The sequence below is a fragment of the Curvibacter sp. PAE-UM genome, assembly GCF_001432305.1.
Taxonomy (GTDB): Bacteria; Pseudomonadota; Gammaproteobacteria; order Burkholderiales; family Burkholderiaceae_C; genus Hylemonella.
The window spans coordinates 2,866,514-2,879,460 of sequence record NZ_KQ483358.1 but is presented as its reverse complement, the minus strand read 5'-3'; the positions used below and the strand labels follow the sequence as shown (position 1 = coordinate 2,879,460).

At 66.8% G+C, this 12,947-nt stretch carries 10 protein-coding genes and 2 tRNA genes; 5 read left to right on the top strand and 7 right to left on the bottom strand.

The window, feature by feature from the left end; genetic code table 11:
• Positions 1 to 2: 2 nt before the first annotated feature.
• Together AO057_RS13870 and AO057_RS13865 are read right to left on the bottom strand one after the other, a co-directional pair.
• Positions 3 to 1,868: a gamma-glutamyltransferase family protein gene (locus AO057_RS13870; RefSeq protein WP_057676504.1), complete on the bottom strand. Its 1,866-nt coding sequence runs from the start codon at positions 1,866 to 1,868 to the stop codon at positions 3 to 5.
• Between the two features lie 23 nt (positions 1,869 to 1,891).
• The gene (locus AO057_RS13865; RefSeq protein WP_057676503.1) at positions 1,892 to 2,650 is read right to left on the bottom strand and encodes a 3-hydroxyacyl-CoA dehydrogenase; all 759 of its coding nucleotides are present in this window, start codon (positions 2,648 to 2,650) and stop codon (positions 1,892 to 1,894) included.
• Between the two features lie 133 nt (positions 2,651 to 2,783).
• Between AO057_RS13865 and AO057_RS13860 the strand changes: the two genes are divergently transcribed.
• The 3 genes from AO057_RS13860 to rimO all read left to right on the top strand — a co-directional run bounded on the left by AO057_RS13860 (position 2,784) and on the right by rimO (position 4,955).
• A tRNA-Val gene (locus tag AO057_RS13860) sits at positions 2,784 to 2,860 on the top strand.
• Between the two features lie 132 nt (positions 2,861 to 2,992).
• A complete protein-coding gene (gene phaR, locus AO057_RS13855) occupies positions 2,993 to 3,526 on the top strand; it encodes a polyhydroxyalkanoate synthesis repressor PhaR (RefSeq protein WP_057676502.1) in 534 nt (177 codons plus the stop codon).
• A gap of 28 nt (positions 3,527 to 3,554) precedes the next feature.
• Positions 3,555 to 4,955 carry a 30S ribosomal protein S12 methylthiotransferase RimO gene (rimO, locus tag AO057_RS13850; RefSeq protein WP_057676501.1) on the top strand — a complete coding sequence of 467 codons (1,401 nt, stop codon included), beginning with the start codon at positions 3,555 to 3,557 and terminating at the stop codon, positions 4,953 to 4,955.
• Positions 4,956 to 5,064: 109 nt separating this feature from the next.
• Here the strand turns inward: rimO and AO057_RS13845 are convergent.
• A tRNA-Leu gene (locus tag AO057_RS13845) sits at positions 5,065 to 5,149 on the bottom strand.
• A gap of 49 nt (positions 5,150 to 5,198) precedes the next feature.
• On the opposite strand from AO057_RS13845, the gene rnr reads away from it, so the two are divergent.
• Complete coding sequence (rnr, locus tag AO057_RS13840) at positions 5,199 to 7,481, top strand: ribonuclease R (protein WP_240480834.1); 2,283 nt, start codon at positions 5,199 to 5,201, stop codon at positions 7,479 to 7,481.
• 27 nt (positions 7,482 to 7,508) lie between these two features.
• Positions 7,509 to 8,264: an SDR family oxidoreductase gene (locus tag AO057_RS13835; RefSeq protein WP_057676500.1), complete on the top strand. Its 756-nt coding sequence runs from the start codon at positions 7,509 to 7,511 to the stop codon at positions 8,262 to 8,264.
• 151 nt (positions 8,265 to 8,415) lie between these two features.
• Here the strand turns inward: AO057_RS13835 and AO057_RS13830 are convergent, their stop codons facing one another.
• Genes AO057_RS13830 through AO057_RS13815 form a run of 4 tightly spaced genes read right to left on the bottom strand, consistent with a single transcriptional unit; the run spans position 8,416 to position 12,902 of the window.
• Positions 8,416 to 9,855 (bottom strand): bifunctional ADP-dependent NAD(P)H-hydrate dehydratase/NAD(P)H-hydrate epimerase, encoded by a 1,440-nt coding sequence (locus AO057_RS13830; RefSeq protein ID WP_057676499.1) that lies wholly within the window; start codon positions 9,853 to 9,855, stop codon positions 8,416 to 8,418.
• 14 nt (positions 9,856 to 9,869) lie between these two features.
• On the bottom strand, positions 9,870 to 10,757 hold the full coding sequence (locus AO057_RS13825; protein ID WP_057676498.1) for an MBL fold metallo-hydrolase: 888 nt from the start codon (positions 10,755 to 10,757) through the stop codon (positions 9,870 to 9,872).
• Positions 10,754 to 11,602, bottom strand: coding sequence for an HDOD domain-containing protein (locus tag AO057_RS13820; protein WP_057676497.1), 849 nt, complete (start codon positions 11,600 to 11,602; stop codon positions 10,754 to 10,756). Before AO057_RS13820 ends, AO057_RS13825 begins: the two co-directional genes overlap by 4 nt.
• Before the next feature lie 46 nt (positions 11,603 to 11,648).
• On the bottom strand, positions 11,649 to 12,902 hold the full coding sequence (locus tag AO057_RS13815; RefSeq protein ID WP_057676496.1) for a D-amino acid dehydrogenase: 1,254 nt from the start codon (positions 12,900 to 12,902) through the stop codon (positions 11,649 to 11,651).
• Between the last annotated feature and the right edge of the window lie 45 nt (positions 12,903 to 12,947).

Here is a 12,947-nt window from a genome sequence, read left to right as displayed (position 1 = left end):
GCTCAGTCGCCTTTGACCACGCCCTCGCGCCGCGGGTCGGCGCCGCCGTACAGGCCCTTGCCGCGCACCTGGATGGCCTGCAGACCGCTGGTCAGCGCCTGCTCCTGCACGCGATGGCCGCGCTGGCGCAGGGCCGCTGCCGTGCTCGGGGGGAAACGCTGGTCCTCCAGCAGGACCGGGCCGCCAAAGGCTGCGAAGTTGGGCAGGTTGATGGCCTGCTGCACATCCAGCCCCCAGTGCAAGGTGCCGTAGAGCAGCTTGCTCGTGTAATGGATGATGTAGGCGCCGCCCGGGCTGCCGCCGCTGAGCAGGAAGTCGCCGCGGGGCCGCTCGAACACCAGCACCGGGGTCATGGACGAGCGTGGCCGCTTGCGCGGTTCGACGCGGTTGGCGATGGGCGCGCCGGATTCGCTGCGCGGAACGAAGCTGAAGTCGGTCAGCTGGTTGTTGAGCAGAAAGCCCCCGGCCAGTCCCTGGCCACGGTTGACCATGAGGTGGGCGCCCCAGGCGGCTTCGATGCTGCTGGTCATGGCCAGGGTCCGCCCCTGACCATCGACGATGCTGATGTGCGAGGTGCCGTACTCGGCCTGCTCGGGCATGGGCCCCAGGCTCTGCTGGACGCCGGCCGGGATGCCCGCGGGGGCCTCGGGCATGCGGCGGGCCCGCGGGCCGCTGCCGATCAGGCGGGCGCGTTGTGCCAGGTAGTCTTCGTCGAGCAGGCTCATCCAGCTATTGCCCGGCGGCGGCACGTAATCCGGATCAGCCACGTAGACGGCGCGGTCGGCAAAGGCCAGGCGCGAGGCTTCGGTATAGAGGTGCAGCCAGTCCGGGCCGGGCTGCAGCCCCTGCGGGCCGCGCGCGGGTTGCAGCCGGGCCGCCGGTGTGTGAGCCAGCAGGCCCAGGATCTGCCCCATGGCCAGGGTGCCCGAACTGGGAGGGGGCATGCCGCAGATGCGGACGTCGCGCTGGCGTGCGCCCTTGGGATGCACGGGGCGTGCACTGTGCACAAAGCACAGGGGGGCGCGTACTGTGGCCTCGTACTCGGCCAGGTCGGCCAGCGTGAGACGCCCTGGATTGCCTGGGTGCTCGCGCACCTTGCGTACCATGGCCTCGGCCATTTCACCCTCGTAGAAGGCGCGCACCCCCTCTGCGGCGATGCGACGCAGTACGGCGGCCAGCTCGGGGTTCTTCAGGAGATGGCCGACCGGCCAGGGCTGGCCGGTGGTGTCGAAGAAATACGTCGCGGCGGCCGGGTCCTGTCGCAGGGTCGCAGCGTCGGAGAGCAGGGCATGCAGGCGCGGGCCGACCGGAAAACCTTCTTCGGCCAGGGCAATGGCGGGTTCGAAGAGCTGGCGCCAGGGCAGGCGACCATGCTGGCGATGGGCCAGCGCCAGCATGTGCAGGACGCCGGGTGTGCCGACCGCGCGCCCACCCACGGCTGCGGCCTGGAAGCTCAGGGGCTGGCGCTGCGCGTCCAGGAAAAGGTCTTCATCGGCGTCCGAGGGGGCGGTCTCGCGGCCGTCGTAGGCCTCGGTGAGCTGGCCGTCGTGGTGCAGCATGAAAGCGCCGCCGCCAATGCCGCTGGACTGGGGCTCGACCAGGGTCAGCACCATTTGCACGGCCACCGCCGCGTCCACGGCGCTGCCACCGGCCTTGAGGATCTGGTAACCCGCGTCGACGGCCAGCGGGTGCGCCGCCGCGACCGCAAACTTCTTGCTGGACCAGCCGGGCTTGGCACGCTGGGTGCTGGCAGCTTCGGGCTGGGCCGGGACGCCGGTGGATGGCGCGGGTGATTTCGCCTGGGCGTGAGGTGCCGCCAGGAGCAGACCTGCCAGCAGCAGGAGCGGGAGATGCTGTGTGCTGCGCATGGGGGCTCCTGCCGGGGGCGGGCTCAGCGTGGTGCCAGGCGGATGGCGCCGTCCAGGCGGATCACCTCACCATTGAGCATGTCGTTCTCGAAGATGTGCTTCGCAAGTTTTGCGTAGTCCTCGGGCGTACCCAGGCGGCTGGGGAAGGGCACGCTGGCGGCCAGCGCGTCCTGCACCTCCTGCGGCATGCCGAACAGCATGGGTGTGCCGAAGATGCCGGGGGCGATGGTCATGTTGCGGATGCCGTTGCGCGCCAGGTCGCGGGCGATCGGCAGGGTCATGCCCACGATGCCCCCCTTGGATGCGCTGTAGGCGGCCTGGCCGATCTGGCCGTCATAGGCGGCCACGCTGGCGGTGGAGATCAGCACGCCGCGTTCGCCGGTCGACTCCGGCTCGTTCTTGCACATGGCGTCGGCCGCCAGGCGGATCATGTTGAAGCTGCCGATCAGGTTGACCGTGATCGTGCGGCTGAAGGTGGCCAGCGCGTGCGCGCCGTTCTTGCCTACGGTCTTCTCGGCCGGGGCGATGCCGGCGCAGTTGACCAGGCCCATGAGCTTGCCCAGCGAGACGGCCTTGGCCACCACGGCCTGCGCATCGGCCTCCTGGCTCACGTCGCACTTGACGAAGGCGCCACCGATCTCCCTGGCGACGGCCTCACCCTTGTCGGCCTGCATGTCGGCAATGACGACCTTGCCGCCGTTGGCCGCCAGCAAACGCGCCGTGCCTTCGCCGAGGCCCGAAGCGCCGCCGGTGACGATGAATACCTTGCCTGCGATCTGCATGAAATGCTCCTGTGTTTTGACGTTGACGTTAACGTCAATTATGGCGCAGCCCTTCTTTTCTCTGGCGTTCTGGCCATGACGTGAAAGGAGGGCCGAAGTTTGCTGCTATACTCGCGGTTTCGAACGAATTCTCAGGCGCGTAGCTCAGCTGGTTAGAGCACCACCTTGACATGGTGGGGGTCGTTGGTTCGAGTCCAATCGCGCCTACCAAAATCCCTTTCCGTCTTGTCGCCATCCGCTCTCAGGGTAAACCTTGGGGCGGTGGCGCAGCCGGCTTCCTAGAATGTGTTGCAGCGCAATACATGAAAGCGGTCCGCAGGACCGAGGAGAGGAGATCAGGGTATGAAAGAAAAAAAGGGTGAGGCTGCTGCAGGCGCTGAGCGGATCATCAAGAAATATCCCAACCGCCGTCTGTACGACACCCGCACGTCGAGTTACATCACGCTGACGGAAATCAAGCAACTGGTCATGGAAGGCGCCCCCTTCGTGGTGCGCGACGCCAAGACCAGCGAAGACCTCACGCGCAGCATCCTGCTGCAGATCATCCTGGAAGAAGAAGCCGGCGGCTCGCCGATGTTCAGCACCTCTGTGCTTTCCAACATCATCCGTTTCTACGGCCACGCCATGCAGGGTTTCATGGGCGGTTATCTTGAGAAGAACATCCAGTCATTGCAGGACGTGCAGACCAAGCTCGCCGAGCAGTCCAAGGGACTGAGTCCCGAGATGTGGACGCAGTTCATGGCCATGCAGACGCCCGCAATGCAGGGCCTGGTGACGCAGAACCTGGAGCAGTCCCAGCACCTGTTCGTGCAGATGCAGGAGCAGATGCAGAAACAGACCGAGCAGATGCTGGAGTCCTTCGGTCTGAAACGCTGAGGTCACCGAATACTGGGACAATACGGGCATGAGTGAAGTCCTGTCCCCGAATACCACCGCCCCCGCGCCGAAGATCGGTTTTGTCAGCCTGGGCTGCCCCAAGGCCCTGACCGATTCCGAGTTGATCCTCACCCAGCTAAGCGCCGAGGGCTACCAGACCGCCAAGACCTTCCAGGGCGCGGACCTGGTCATCGTCAACACCTGTGGCTTCATCGACGACGCCGTCAAGGAAAGCCTGGACACCATCGGCGAGGCCCTGGCCGAGAACGGCAAGGTCATCGTGACGGGCTGCCTGGGCGCCAAGTCTGGCGAGGGCGGCGGTAACCTGGTCCGGCAGATGCATCCCAGCGTGCTGGCCGTGACCGGCCCGCATGCCACGCAAGAGGTGATGGATGCGGTGCACGCCCACCTGCCCAAGCCGCACGATCCCTTCATCGACCTGGTGCCGGGCGCCTTCGGCGAGGCGGGGCTCAAACTCACGCCGCGCCACTATGCGTACCTGAAGATCAGCGAGGGCTGCAACCACCGCTGCACTTTCTGCATCATCCCCTCGATGCGCGGCGATCTGGTGTCGCGCCCGGTGGGCGATGTGCTGAAGGAGGCCAAGGCCCTGTTCGAAGGCGGCGTGAAAGAGTTGCTGGTGATCAGCCAGGACACTTCGGCCTATGGCGTGGACGTGAAGTACCGCACAGGTTTCTGGGACGGCAAGCCGGTCAAGACCCGCTTGCTGGACCTGGTGCAGTCCCTGGGCGAGCTGGCCGAGACGCACGGCGCCTGGGTGCGCCTGCATTACGTCTATCCCTATCCCCATGTGGACGACATCCTGCCGCTGATGGCGGCGGGCAAGGTGCTGCCCTACCTAGACGTGCCTTTCCAGCACAGCCACCCCGAAGTGCTGCGGCGCATGAAGCGCCCGGCCAGCGGTGAGCGCAATCTGGAGCGCATCCAGCGCTGGCGCGAGATCTGCCCCGAACTGGTGATCCGCAGCACCTTCATCGCCGGGTTTCCGGGCGAGACCGAAGAGGAGTTCGAGCACCTGCTGGGTTTCATGCGCGAGGCGCAGATCGACCGTGCCGGCTGTTTTGCCTACAGCCCGGTGCAGGGCGCGGCAGCCAACGACCTGCCGGGCATGCTGCCCGAAGCCTTGCGCGAGGAGCGCCGGGCCCGTTTCATGGCCGTGGCCGAGGAGGTGTCCACTGCGCGCCTGCAACGCCGCATCGGCGCCACCATGCAGGTGCTGGTCGATTCGGCGCCGGCCCTGGGCCGCAAGGGCGGCGTCGGCCGCAGTTATGCCGATGCGCCGGAGATCGATGGCCTGGTGCAGTTGCTGCCGCCGGAGAAGATCAGCAAGACGCTGAAGGTCGGTGAGTTCACGCGTGCGCGCATCGTCGGCACGCAAGGCCATGACCTGGTGGCGGTGCCGATTTGACCGACATGTGTCAGAGCGGTCGGTTCCCTGTGGGCCGGCCCATAAAAAAAGCCGCTGAGGTCTCAGCGGCTTTCGCTGGTAGAACCCGATGGGTTTTACCGTATATTTGTGGTGCCCAGAAGAGGACTCGAACCTCCACGATGTTACTCGCTAGTACCTGAAACTAGTGCGTCTACCAATTCCGCCATCTGGGCATCTCAGGAAAGAGAGAAGTATATCAGAAATTTAGAACGCTCCAGCGGCCTGCTGGAAGAAATCGAGGGGACCATCAACGGACATCGTGATGGTCATGGTTTTGTGGTGCGTGACGACGGCGAGCCCGACATCTACCTGCCGCCCAACGAGATGCGCGCCGTGCTGCACAAGGACCGCGTCAAGGCGCGTGTCGTGCGCCTGGATCGCAAGGGCCGGCCCGAGGGGCGCGTGGTGGAGATCATGGAGCGCGCGGCGCAACCCATCATCGGCCGCCTGCTGCAGGAGAGCGGCGTCTGGCTGGTGGCGCCCGAGGACAAGCGTTACGGCCAGGACATCCTGATCCCCAAGAGTGCGACCGGGCAAGCCAAGGCGGGCCAGGTGGTGGTGGTCGAACTGGTCGAGCCGCCGGCACTCTTCGGACAGCCTGTGGGACGCATCAAGGAAGTGCTGGGCGAGGTCGATGACCCGGGCATGGAGATCGAGATCGCGGTGCGCAAGTACAGCGTGCCTCATGAGTTCTCCGAGGCCTGCATTGCCCAGGCGCGCGGTCTGCCCGACAAGGTGAGGGAGCAGGACAGCCGGCACCGCGTCGACCTGACCGACGTCCCGCTGGTCACCATCGATGGCGAGGACGCGCGCGACTTCGACGATGCCGTCTATTGCGAGCCGTCCACCCAGGGCCGTGGCAGGAGCGCCCAGCAAGGCTGGCGCCTGCTGGTGGCGATCGCCGACGTCAGCCACTACGTGGAGACCGGCTCGCCGATCGACGTGGACGCCTACGAACGGGCCACCAGCGTCTACTTCCCGCGCCGCGTGATCCCCATGCTGCCGGAGAAGCTGTCCAACGGCCTGTGCTCGCTGAACCCCGACGTGGATCGCCTGTGCATGGTCTGCGACATGTTCGTGAGCAGCGAGGGTGAGGTCACGGCCTACCAGTTCTACCCGGCCGTGATGCACAGCCATGCGCGCTTCACCTACACCGAGGTGGCGGCCATCCTGGCCAACACGCGCGGGCCGGAAGCGGCCAAGCGCAAGGATCGCATCCAGGATCTGCTGAACCTGCACGACGTCTACCGCGCCCTGCTGGCCGCGCGTGCCAAGCGTGGCGCGGTGGACTTCGAGACCACCGAGACGCAGATCATCTGTGACGAAAGCGGCCGGATCGAGAAGATCGTGCCGCGCACGCGCAATGATGCGCACCGCCTGATCGAGGAAGCCATGCTGGCGGCCAACGTCTGCAGTGCCGACTTCATCGGCCACAGCAAGCACGCCGGCCTGTTCCGCGTACACGAGGGGCCGACGCCCGAGAAGAACGAGCTGCTGCGCAACTACCTCAAGGTCACGGGCGTGGGCCTGACCATCAGCGAGGACCCCTCGCCGGCGGAGTTCCAGGCCATTGCCATCGCGACCAAGGAGCGGCCTGACGCGCAGCAGATCCATTCCATGCTGCTGCGCTCCATGCAGCAGGCCATCTACACGCCGCACAACAGCGGCCACTTCGGCCTGGCTTTCGAGGCCTACACCCACTTCACCAGCCCGATCCGGCGTTACCCGGACCTGCTGGTGCACCGGGTGATCAAGGCGATCCTCAACAAGACGCGTTACCACCTGCCGGTCCTGCCCACGCCGGGCGAGGCACACGCCAAGCTCTCCAAGCGGATCGAGAAGAGCGAAGCCGCCAAGATGAAGATCTCCGGCGAGAAGCCCAAGAAGGTCAGCGCGGAATTGATGGCCTGGCAGGCTGCGGGCCTGCATTGCAGTGCCAACGAGCGCCGCGCCGACGAGGCCAGTCGCGACGTGGAGGCCTGGCTCAAGTGCAAGTACATGCGCGAGCATCTGGGCGAGGAGTTCGGTGGCGTGGTCACGTCGGCCACCAGCTTCGGCTTGTTCGTCACGCTGGATGCCATGTACGTGGAGGGACTGATCCACATCACCGAACTCGGCGGCGAGTACTTCCGCTTCGACGAGGCGCGCCAGGAACTGCGCGGCGAGCGCACCGGCATCCGCTACGCTATCGGCACGCGGGTGCGGGTACAGGTCAGCCGCGTGGACCTGGACGGTCGGCGCATCGACTTCCGCCTGGTGCGCGAGGGCGAGGAGCTGATCAACCGCGCCCTGCGCGACAAGGGATTGGCGCCTGAGGAGGCCGGCGAGTCCACCGGGGCGCCGCGCAAGGCCTCACTCAAGCGGGAGACCCGCAACAAAAAGGCCAGTGATGCGAGCAAGCGTGCCTTGCCCTCACCGATCCAGGCACTGAAGGCCTCGGTCAAGGCGGCAGCCAAGAAGGTCACGGACAAGGCCAGGGGCAAGGGGCGCAAGACGCGCCGCTGATGTTTTGAACCAGGGAGACACAAGCAAATGACTGGTGTGAAGAAGGTGGCCATCGTGACCGGTGCGGGCACGGGCATCGGCAAGGCGGCAGCACTCGCGCTGCTGAAAGACGGCTACAACGTGGCCCTGGCCGGACGCCGGCGCGAACCGCTGGAGGCGGTCGCCGCTGCCAGTGGCGCCGGTGCGCGTGCCCTGGTGCTGCCGACCGACGTGGCCCAGCCGGAGGCCGTGCGTGCGCTGTTCGACGCCACGGTGCAGGCTTGGGGGCGGGTGGACGTGCTGTTCAACAATGCCGGCATGGGGGCGCCCGGGGTGCCGCTGGAGGAGCTGACCGTCGAGCAATGGCGGTCGGTGGTGGACGTGAACCTCTCGGGCATGTTCTTCTGCATCCAGAACGCCTTCCGCGTGATGAAGGCGCAGAGCCCGCGTGGCGGCCGCATCATCAACAACGGCTCGATCTCGGCGCATGCGCCGCGCCCCAACTCGATCGCCTACACCGCCACCAAACACGGTGTGATGGGCCTGACCAAGGCGGCTTCGCTGGATGGCCGTCCCTACGACATTGCCGTGGGGCAGATCGACATCGGCAATGCCGCGACCGATCTGGCCGCGCGCATGGCCAAGGGCGTGCCGCAGGCCAATGGCGAGATCGCCGTGGAGCCGCTGATGGACGTGGACATCGTCGGCCAGTCGGTGCTCTATATGGCCAAGCTGCCGCTGGAAGTCAATGTGCTGTTCCATACGGTGATGGCGACCAAGATGCCCTTCGTCGGGCGCGGCTGAGAACTCGCGAATAAATCTACTGCGCGGCCCGATAGCTGCGTTGGGCGGTGCTCGCTCCTCGCCTATCTATTCGATATGTCTCGTCGCTGCGCTCCGTCCGCCTTGCTCTCGGGCCGCTCGCTACGATTTCTTCACAAGTTCTGCGCTGTCATCAGTTGATGGCCCGCGCCAATGCGCCGGCCGTCAGGGCGCGATCCTGCGGCCAGGTGTCGGCGGCCCGGCCGTGCAGCCAGACGGCAGCGCAAGCGGCCTCGAACGCACTTTCGCCTTGTGCCAGGCGCGCACCGATCAGACCTGCCAGTACGTCGCCGGTACCGGCGGTGGCCAGGCGCGCATTGCCGGTCGGATTGATGAGCGGCGGCCGGTCCGGTGCGGCGACTACCGAGCCCGAACCTTTCAAGACCACGCTACAGCTGAACTGCTGCGCCAGTTGCTGCGCGGCCGCCAGTCGGTCGGCCTGCACGGCCGCCGTCGTGCAAGCCAGCAGGCGGGCCGCTTCCAGCGGGTGCGGGGTCAGAACCGTCTGGCGCTGACGCGCAGAGCGTGTCCGCAAGAGAGCCGCGAGCTGGCTGTCATTTGCTATTGAATTGAGAGCATCAGCGTCTAACACCAAGCGCGGTGCGCTGGACAGCAGGCGCGGCAGCTGGGCGGCCATGGCTGGGCCGCCGCCGCAGCCGGCCACCACGGTCAGGACGGTGACGTCCAGTGCCGCGGGCGCACGGAACATCAACTCGGGGTGGGTGGGGTCCACCGTCATGCCGCCCTCATCGAGCAGGCCGACATAAACGCGACCGGCGCCATGGTGCAGCGCTGCACTGGCGGCCAGCAGGGCGGCACCGCTCATGCCGGGGGCGCCGCCGATGACCGCCACATCACCGTAACTGCCCTTGTGCGTGGCGTGTCGGCGGGGAGCCGCAGCGGGCGTCCCTCCCAGACTCGCCTGTGGTTCGGTGGACATCACGTCTGCACCGAGGGGCTCGTACCAGATGTTGCCGGTCTGGTCGCGGCCCTGTGCCGTGTAGAGACCGGGTTTGAGCGTGAGCAGGCTGAGCGTGTGGCTGGCGCGCACGCAAGGGCCGAGCGTGGCACCGGTGTCGGCGTTCAGTCCCGAGGGCAGGTCGACCGCCAGCACCGGCACGCCCAGGGTGTTGATGTGCGCGATCCAGCCGGCCAGCTGGCCTTCGGGTGGGCGGCTCGCGCCGGTGCCGAGCAGGGCGTCGATGCAGATGTCGCAGTCCGCGGGCGGGGCGTCGACAAAGCGCACACCGGCTGCCACGGCGCGGGCGTGCGAAGCGCGGGCATCGGCCGGAGCGGTGGCAGGCGTGCCGAGCCAGCTCACCAGCGGCGTCTTGCCCCACTGCTGCAGGTGCATGGCAGCTTCCAGGCCGTCGCCCCCATTGTTGCCCGGACCGCAGGCGATCCAGTAGTTGCGCGCGTGCGGAGCGATGGCCAGGGCCAGCCGGGCCGTGGCCAGACCGGCACGCTGCATCAGGGCATGGGGTGCTAGCGTCGTCGCCAGCGCGGCCTCCAGTGCGCGCGTGGCGGCCGCACTGTGCAACGGCAGGGGCTGACAGGAGGGGACGCGTTGCATGGAGCCGGCCCGGCTCAGAATTCGTAGCTGTGGCCTTCGAAGGCCAGCCGGATCTCCGGCCCGCCCGCGGGCACGGGGTTGTCGGCCAGGGCCTGGGCGAAGGCGGCTTCCAGCGCGTCGTCGCTGCGGGTGGGCTCGTGGTGCGTGCAGTAGAGCACCTTGGCGCCGGCCTGGCAGGCGGCCTCGATGCTGGTCTTGAAGGTGCCGTGGCCCCAGCCGACCTTGGACGGGTATTCCTGGGCGGTGTAGGAGGTGTCGGCGATCAGCACGTCCACGTCGCGCATGGCCTGGATGATGGAGGCCTGCTTCTCGTCCACGAAGGACTGGTACTCGGCGTACTCGGCGTCGCCCGGATCGTAGATGTTGTAGGGGGGTTCGTGGTCGCCGGTGAAGAAGACCGATTTGCCGTTGGCTTCGATGCGGTAGCCGAAGTTGATGACCGGGTGATTGAGCAGATAGGGAGTGATGGTGGCGCTGCCCACCTGGATGCTTTGCTCAGGCATCAGCGTCACGTACTCGATCGTGCCCTTCATTTCGGCTTCGCGCACCGGGAAATAGCTGTACTGCAGCTGCACCGACATGACCTGCTCCACCCCCTGGCCCGAGACCGGGTCGTGGGCGCCGTGCAGGCGCAGCACATTGCCGGGGATGAAGTTGGGGATGAAAAAAGGCAGACCCTGGATGTGGTCCCAGTGCGAGTGGGTGATGAGCACGTTGGCCTGGACCGGCAGTTCGGCCAGCAGGGTCTGTGACAGCGGGAAGATGCCGGTGCCTGCATCCAGGATGATGAGCTCGTTGCTGTCCGTGCGTACCTCGATGCAGGTGGTGTTGCCGCCATAGCGCACCGTGTGCGGCCCCGGCGAGGCGATCGAACCGCGCACACCCCAGAATTTGACTTTCATGATTCGAGCTTGGAAAAGACCTGCGCTTCCTCGAAAAGCGCCTGGAGATCGCCGAGTTCGGCGATGACGTGGTCGAGGTCGCCACCGAGCCGTCTGGCGATGACCGGCGGGAGCGGTTCTGCAAAGTGGTTGCCGCCGAAGCCGAACTGCAGCTTCTTGCTGATCTGGTTGGCGGCAAAGACGCAGGCCACCATGGGCGTATCCAGCACTTCGGGGCCGTGCATGTTCTGGATGGTCTCGACCAGGTTGGGGGCGAAGCGCCATTTCTCCACCAGCATGCCTCCGACCACTGCGTGGTCCACGCCGATGATCTGGCGCAATGCCTCGTGCAGCGAACTGCCGTCGGCCTTGCTGGCTTCGAGGGCCTGGCGGAACTCGTTGGGCATGAACTGGGCAAAGACCACCTTGCCGAAATCATGCAGCAGGCCGGCGATGAAACAGTCCATCGGGTCCGCGCCCTCCACATCGCTGGCAATCCTCTTGGCAATGTTCGCCGTGGCCAGCGAGTGCAGCAGGTACTGCTGCACGTCGAAGCCGGCAGCATTGCTCTTGGGCAGCATGCCGATGGCGGCGATGCCCAGGGCCAGGTTCTTGATGGTGTTGAAACCCAGGAAGACCACGGCGTGGTTGATCGAGGTGACCTGCTTGGGCAGGCTGTAGTAGGCCGAGTTGATGACCTTGAGGATCTTGACCGTGACCACCGGATCCTTGTCGATCACCTGCACCAGGTCCTTGGGGGTGCAGTTGACGTCACGGGTCAGGTCGAGGATGGCCTGCACGCTTTTGGGGAAGGCCGGCATGCCGTCAACGGCAGCCGCCAGCTTTTGCGACAGTTCAGGACTCATGATTGCATTGTGTACCGGGAGTGCGCCTACTGTACACAATCCCCCCTCAGGTGCGCAGCCGTTCGATGCCGAAGCCGTCCAGCGCGAGTTCCGGTCGGTGGCCGCCCACCAGGTCGGCGAGGGCCCGGGCCGAGCCGCAGCCCAGGGCCCAGCCACTGGAGCCGTGGCCGCAGTTCAGCCACAGGCCCGGGATGCCGCTGGCGCCCAGCAGGGGCGGGCCGTCGGGCAGCATGGGGCGTGCGCCCTTCCAGGTCTGCACGCCGCTGGAGAGCACGGCTGCGCCGGGAAACCAGTCCTGCAGCACCTTGTAGAGGGTCTGCAGGGCGTCCTTGCGCTGACGCTCGGGGCGCCCCCCCAGTTCGGCACCGCCACCCACGCGCACCCGGTTGCCCAGGCGGGCGATGGCCACCTTGTAGCGCTCATCCATGACGGCACTGCGCGGGGCGTTCAGCGGTTCGCGCACGGTGGCGCTGACCGAGTAGCCATACACGGCAGCCATCGGAATCTTCACGCCCAGGGGGCGCAACAGCCGGGCCGAGTCGACCCCGGCGCACAGCACGGCGGCATCGAAGCGGCGCGGCTGCGACTCGCCGGTCAACTGCACGTCCATGCCCTGGCCGGGTGTCAGGCGTTCGACGGTGGTGCCGAAGGCAAATTGCACGCCGCGGGCCAGCGCCGCGTTCTTGAGCAGCAAGGCAAATTGCCGGCAGTTGCCCACTTCGTCCTCGGGCAGGTGCAGCGCGCCGTGGAAGGCGGTGTCTGGATTCAGGGCTGGCTCGATGGCGCGCGCCTCTTCGGGCGTGAGCTCGCGGTGCGCGAGGCCCTGGTCACGCAGCAACTGCAGGCCGGGACGCAGCAGGGCGTGGTCGCGCTCGGAGCGCAGCAGGACCAGCAGGCCCTGGCTGCGGTCGAAATCGAGTTCCAGTTCGGCGGCAAGTTCGTGCAGGCGCGTGCGGCTGTAGCGGGCCAGGCCCAGCAGGTTCTGGCGGTTGCGCAGATAGGTCTCGCTGCCGCAGGCGCGCCAGGACTTCCACATCCAGGCCAGGTCGCTGCCGCTCAGGGGCAGGGAAAAATGCACCGGCGCGTGGCGCAGCAGCAGGTGGCGCAGGATCTTGAAGGGCATGCCCGGGGCGGCCCAGGGGGCGGTATAGCCAGGCGCGAGGATGCCGGTGTTGGCAAAGCTGCCTTCCTCGGCGGCGGCGATGCGGCGTTCGAAGACGGTGACCTCGTGGCCGTCGCGGGCCAGTTCCCAGGCGGTGGTGACGCCGATGATGCCGGCGCCGATGACTGCAATTTTCATGAATCGGGATTGGGTTCCCGCTGGCCGGGCTGGCTGGCGGGATGG

Excerpts from the sequence above, each read along its gene's own strand:
- AO057_RS13870 (WP_057676504.1), bottom strand. The coding sequence starts at position 1,868 with ATGCGCAGCACACAGCATCTCCCGCTCCTGCTGCTGGCAGGTCTGCTC.
- AO057_RS13865 (WP_057676503.1), bottom strand. The coding sequence starts at position 2,650 with ATGCAGATCGCAGGCAAGGTATTCATCGTCACCGGCGGCGCTTCGGGC.
- phaR (WP_057676502.1), top strand. The coding sequence starts at position 2,993 with ATGAAAGAAAAAAAGGGTGAGGCTGCTGCAGGCGCTGAGCGGATCATC.
- rimO (WP_057676501.1), top strand. The coding sequence starts at position 3,555 with ATGAGTGAAGTCCTGTCCCCGAATACCACCGCCCCCGCGCCGAAGATC.
- AO057_RS13835 (WP_057676500.1), top strand. The coding sequence starts at position 7,509 with ATGACTGGTGTGAAGAAGGTGGCCATCGTGACCGGTGCGGGCACGGGC.
- AO057_RS13830 (WP_057676499.1), bottom strand. The coding sequence starts at position 9,855 with ATGCAACGCGTCCCCTCCTGTCAGCCCCTGCCGTTGCACAGTGCGGCC.
- AO057_RS13825 (WP_057676498.1), bottom strand. The coding sequence starts at position 10,757 with ATGAAAGTCAAATTCTGGGGTGTGCGCGGTTCGATCGCCTCGCCGGGG.
- AO057_RS13820 (WP_057676497.1), bottom strand. The coding sequence starts at position 11,602 with ATGAGTCCTGAACTGTCGCAAAAGCTGGCGGCTGCCGTTGACGGCATG.
- AO057_RS13815 (WP_057676496.1), bottom strand. The coding sequence starts at position 12,902 with ATGAAAATTGCAGTCATCGGCGCCGGCATCATCGGCGTCACCACCGCC.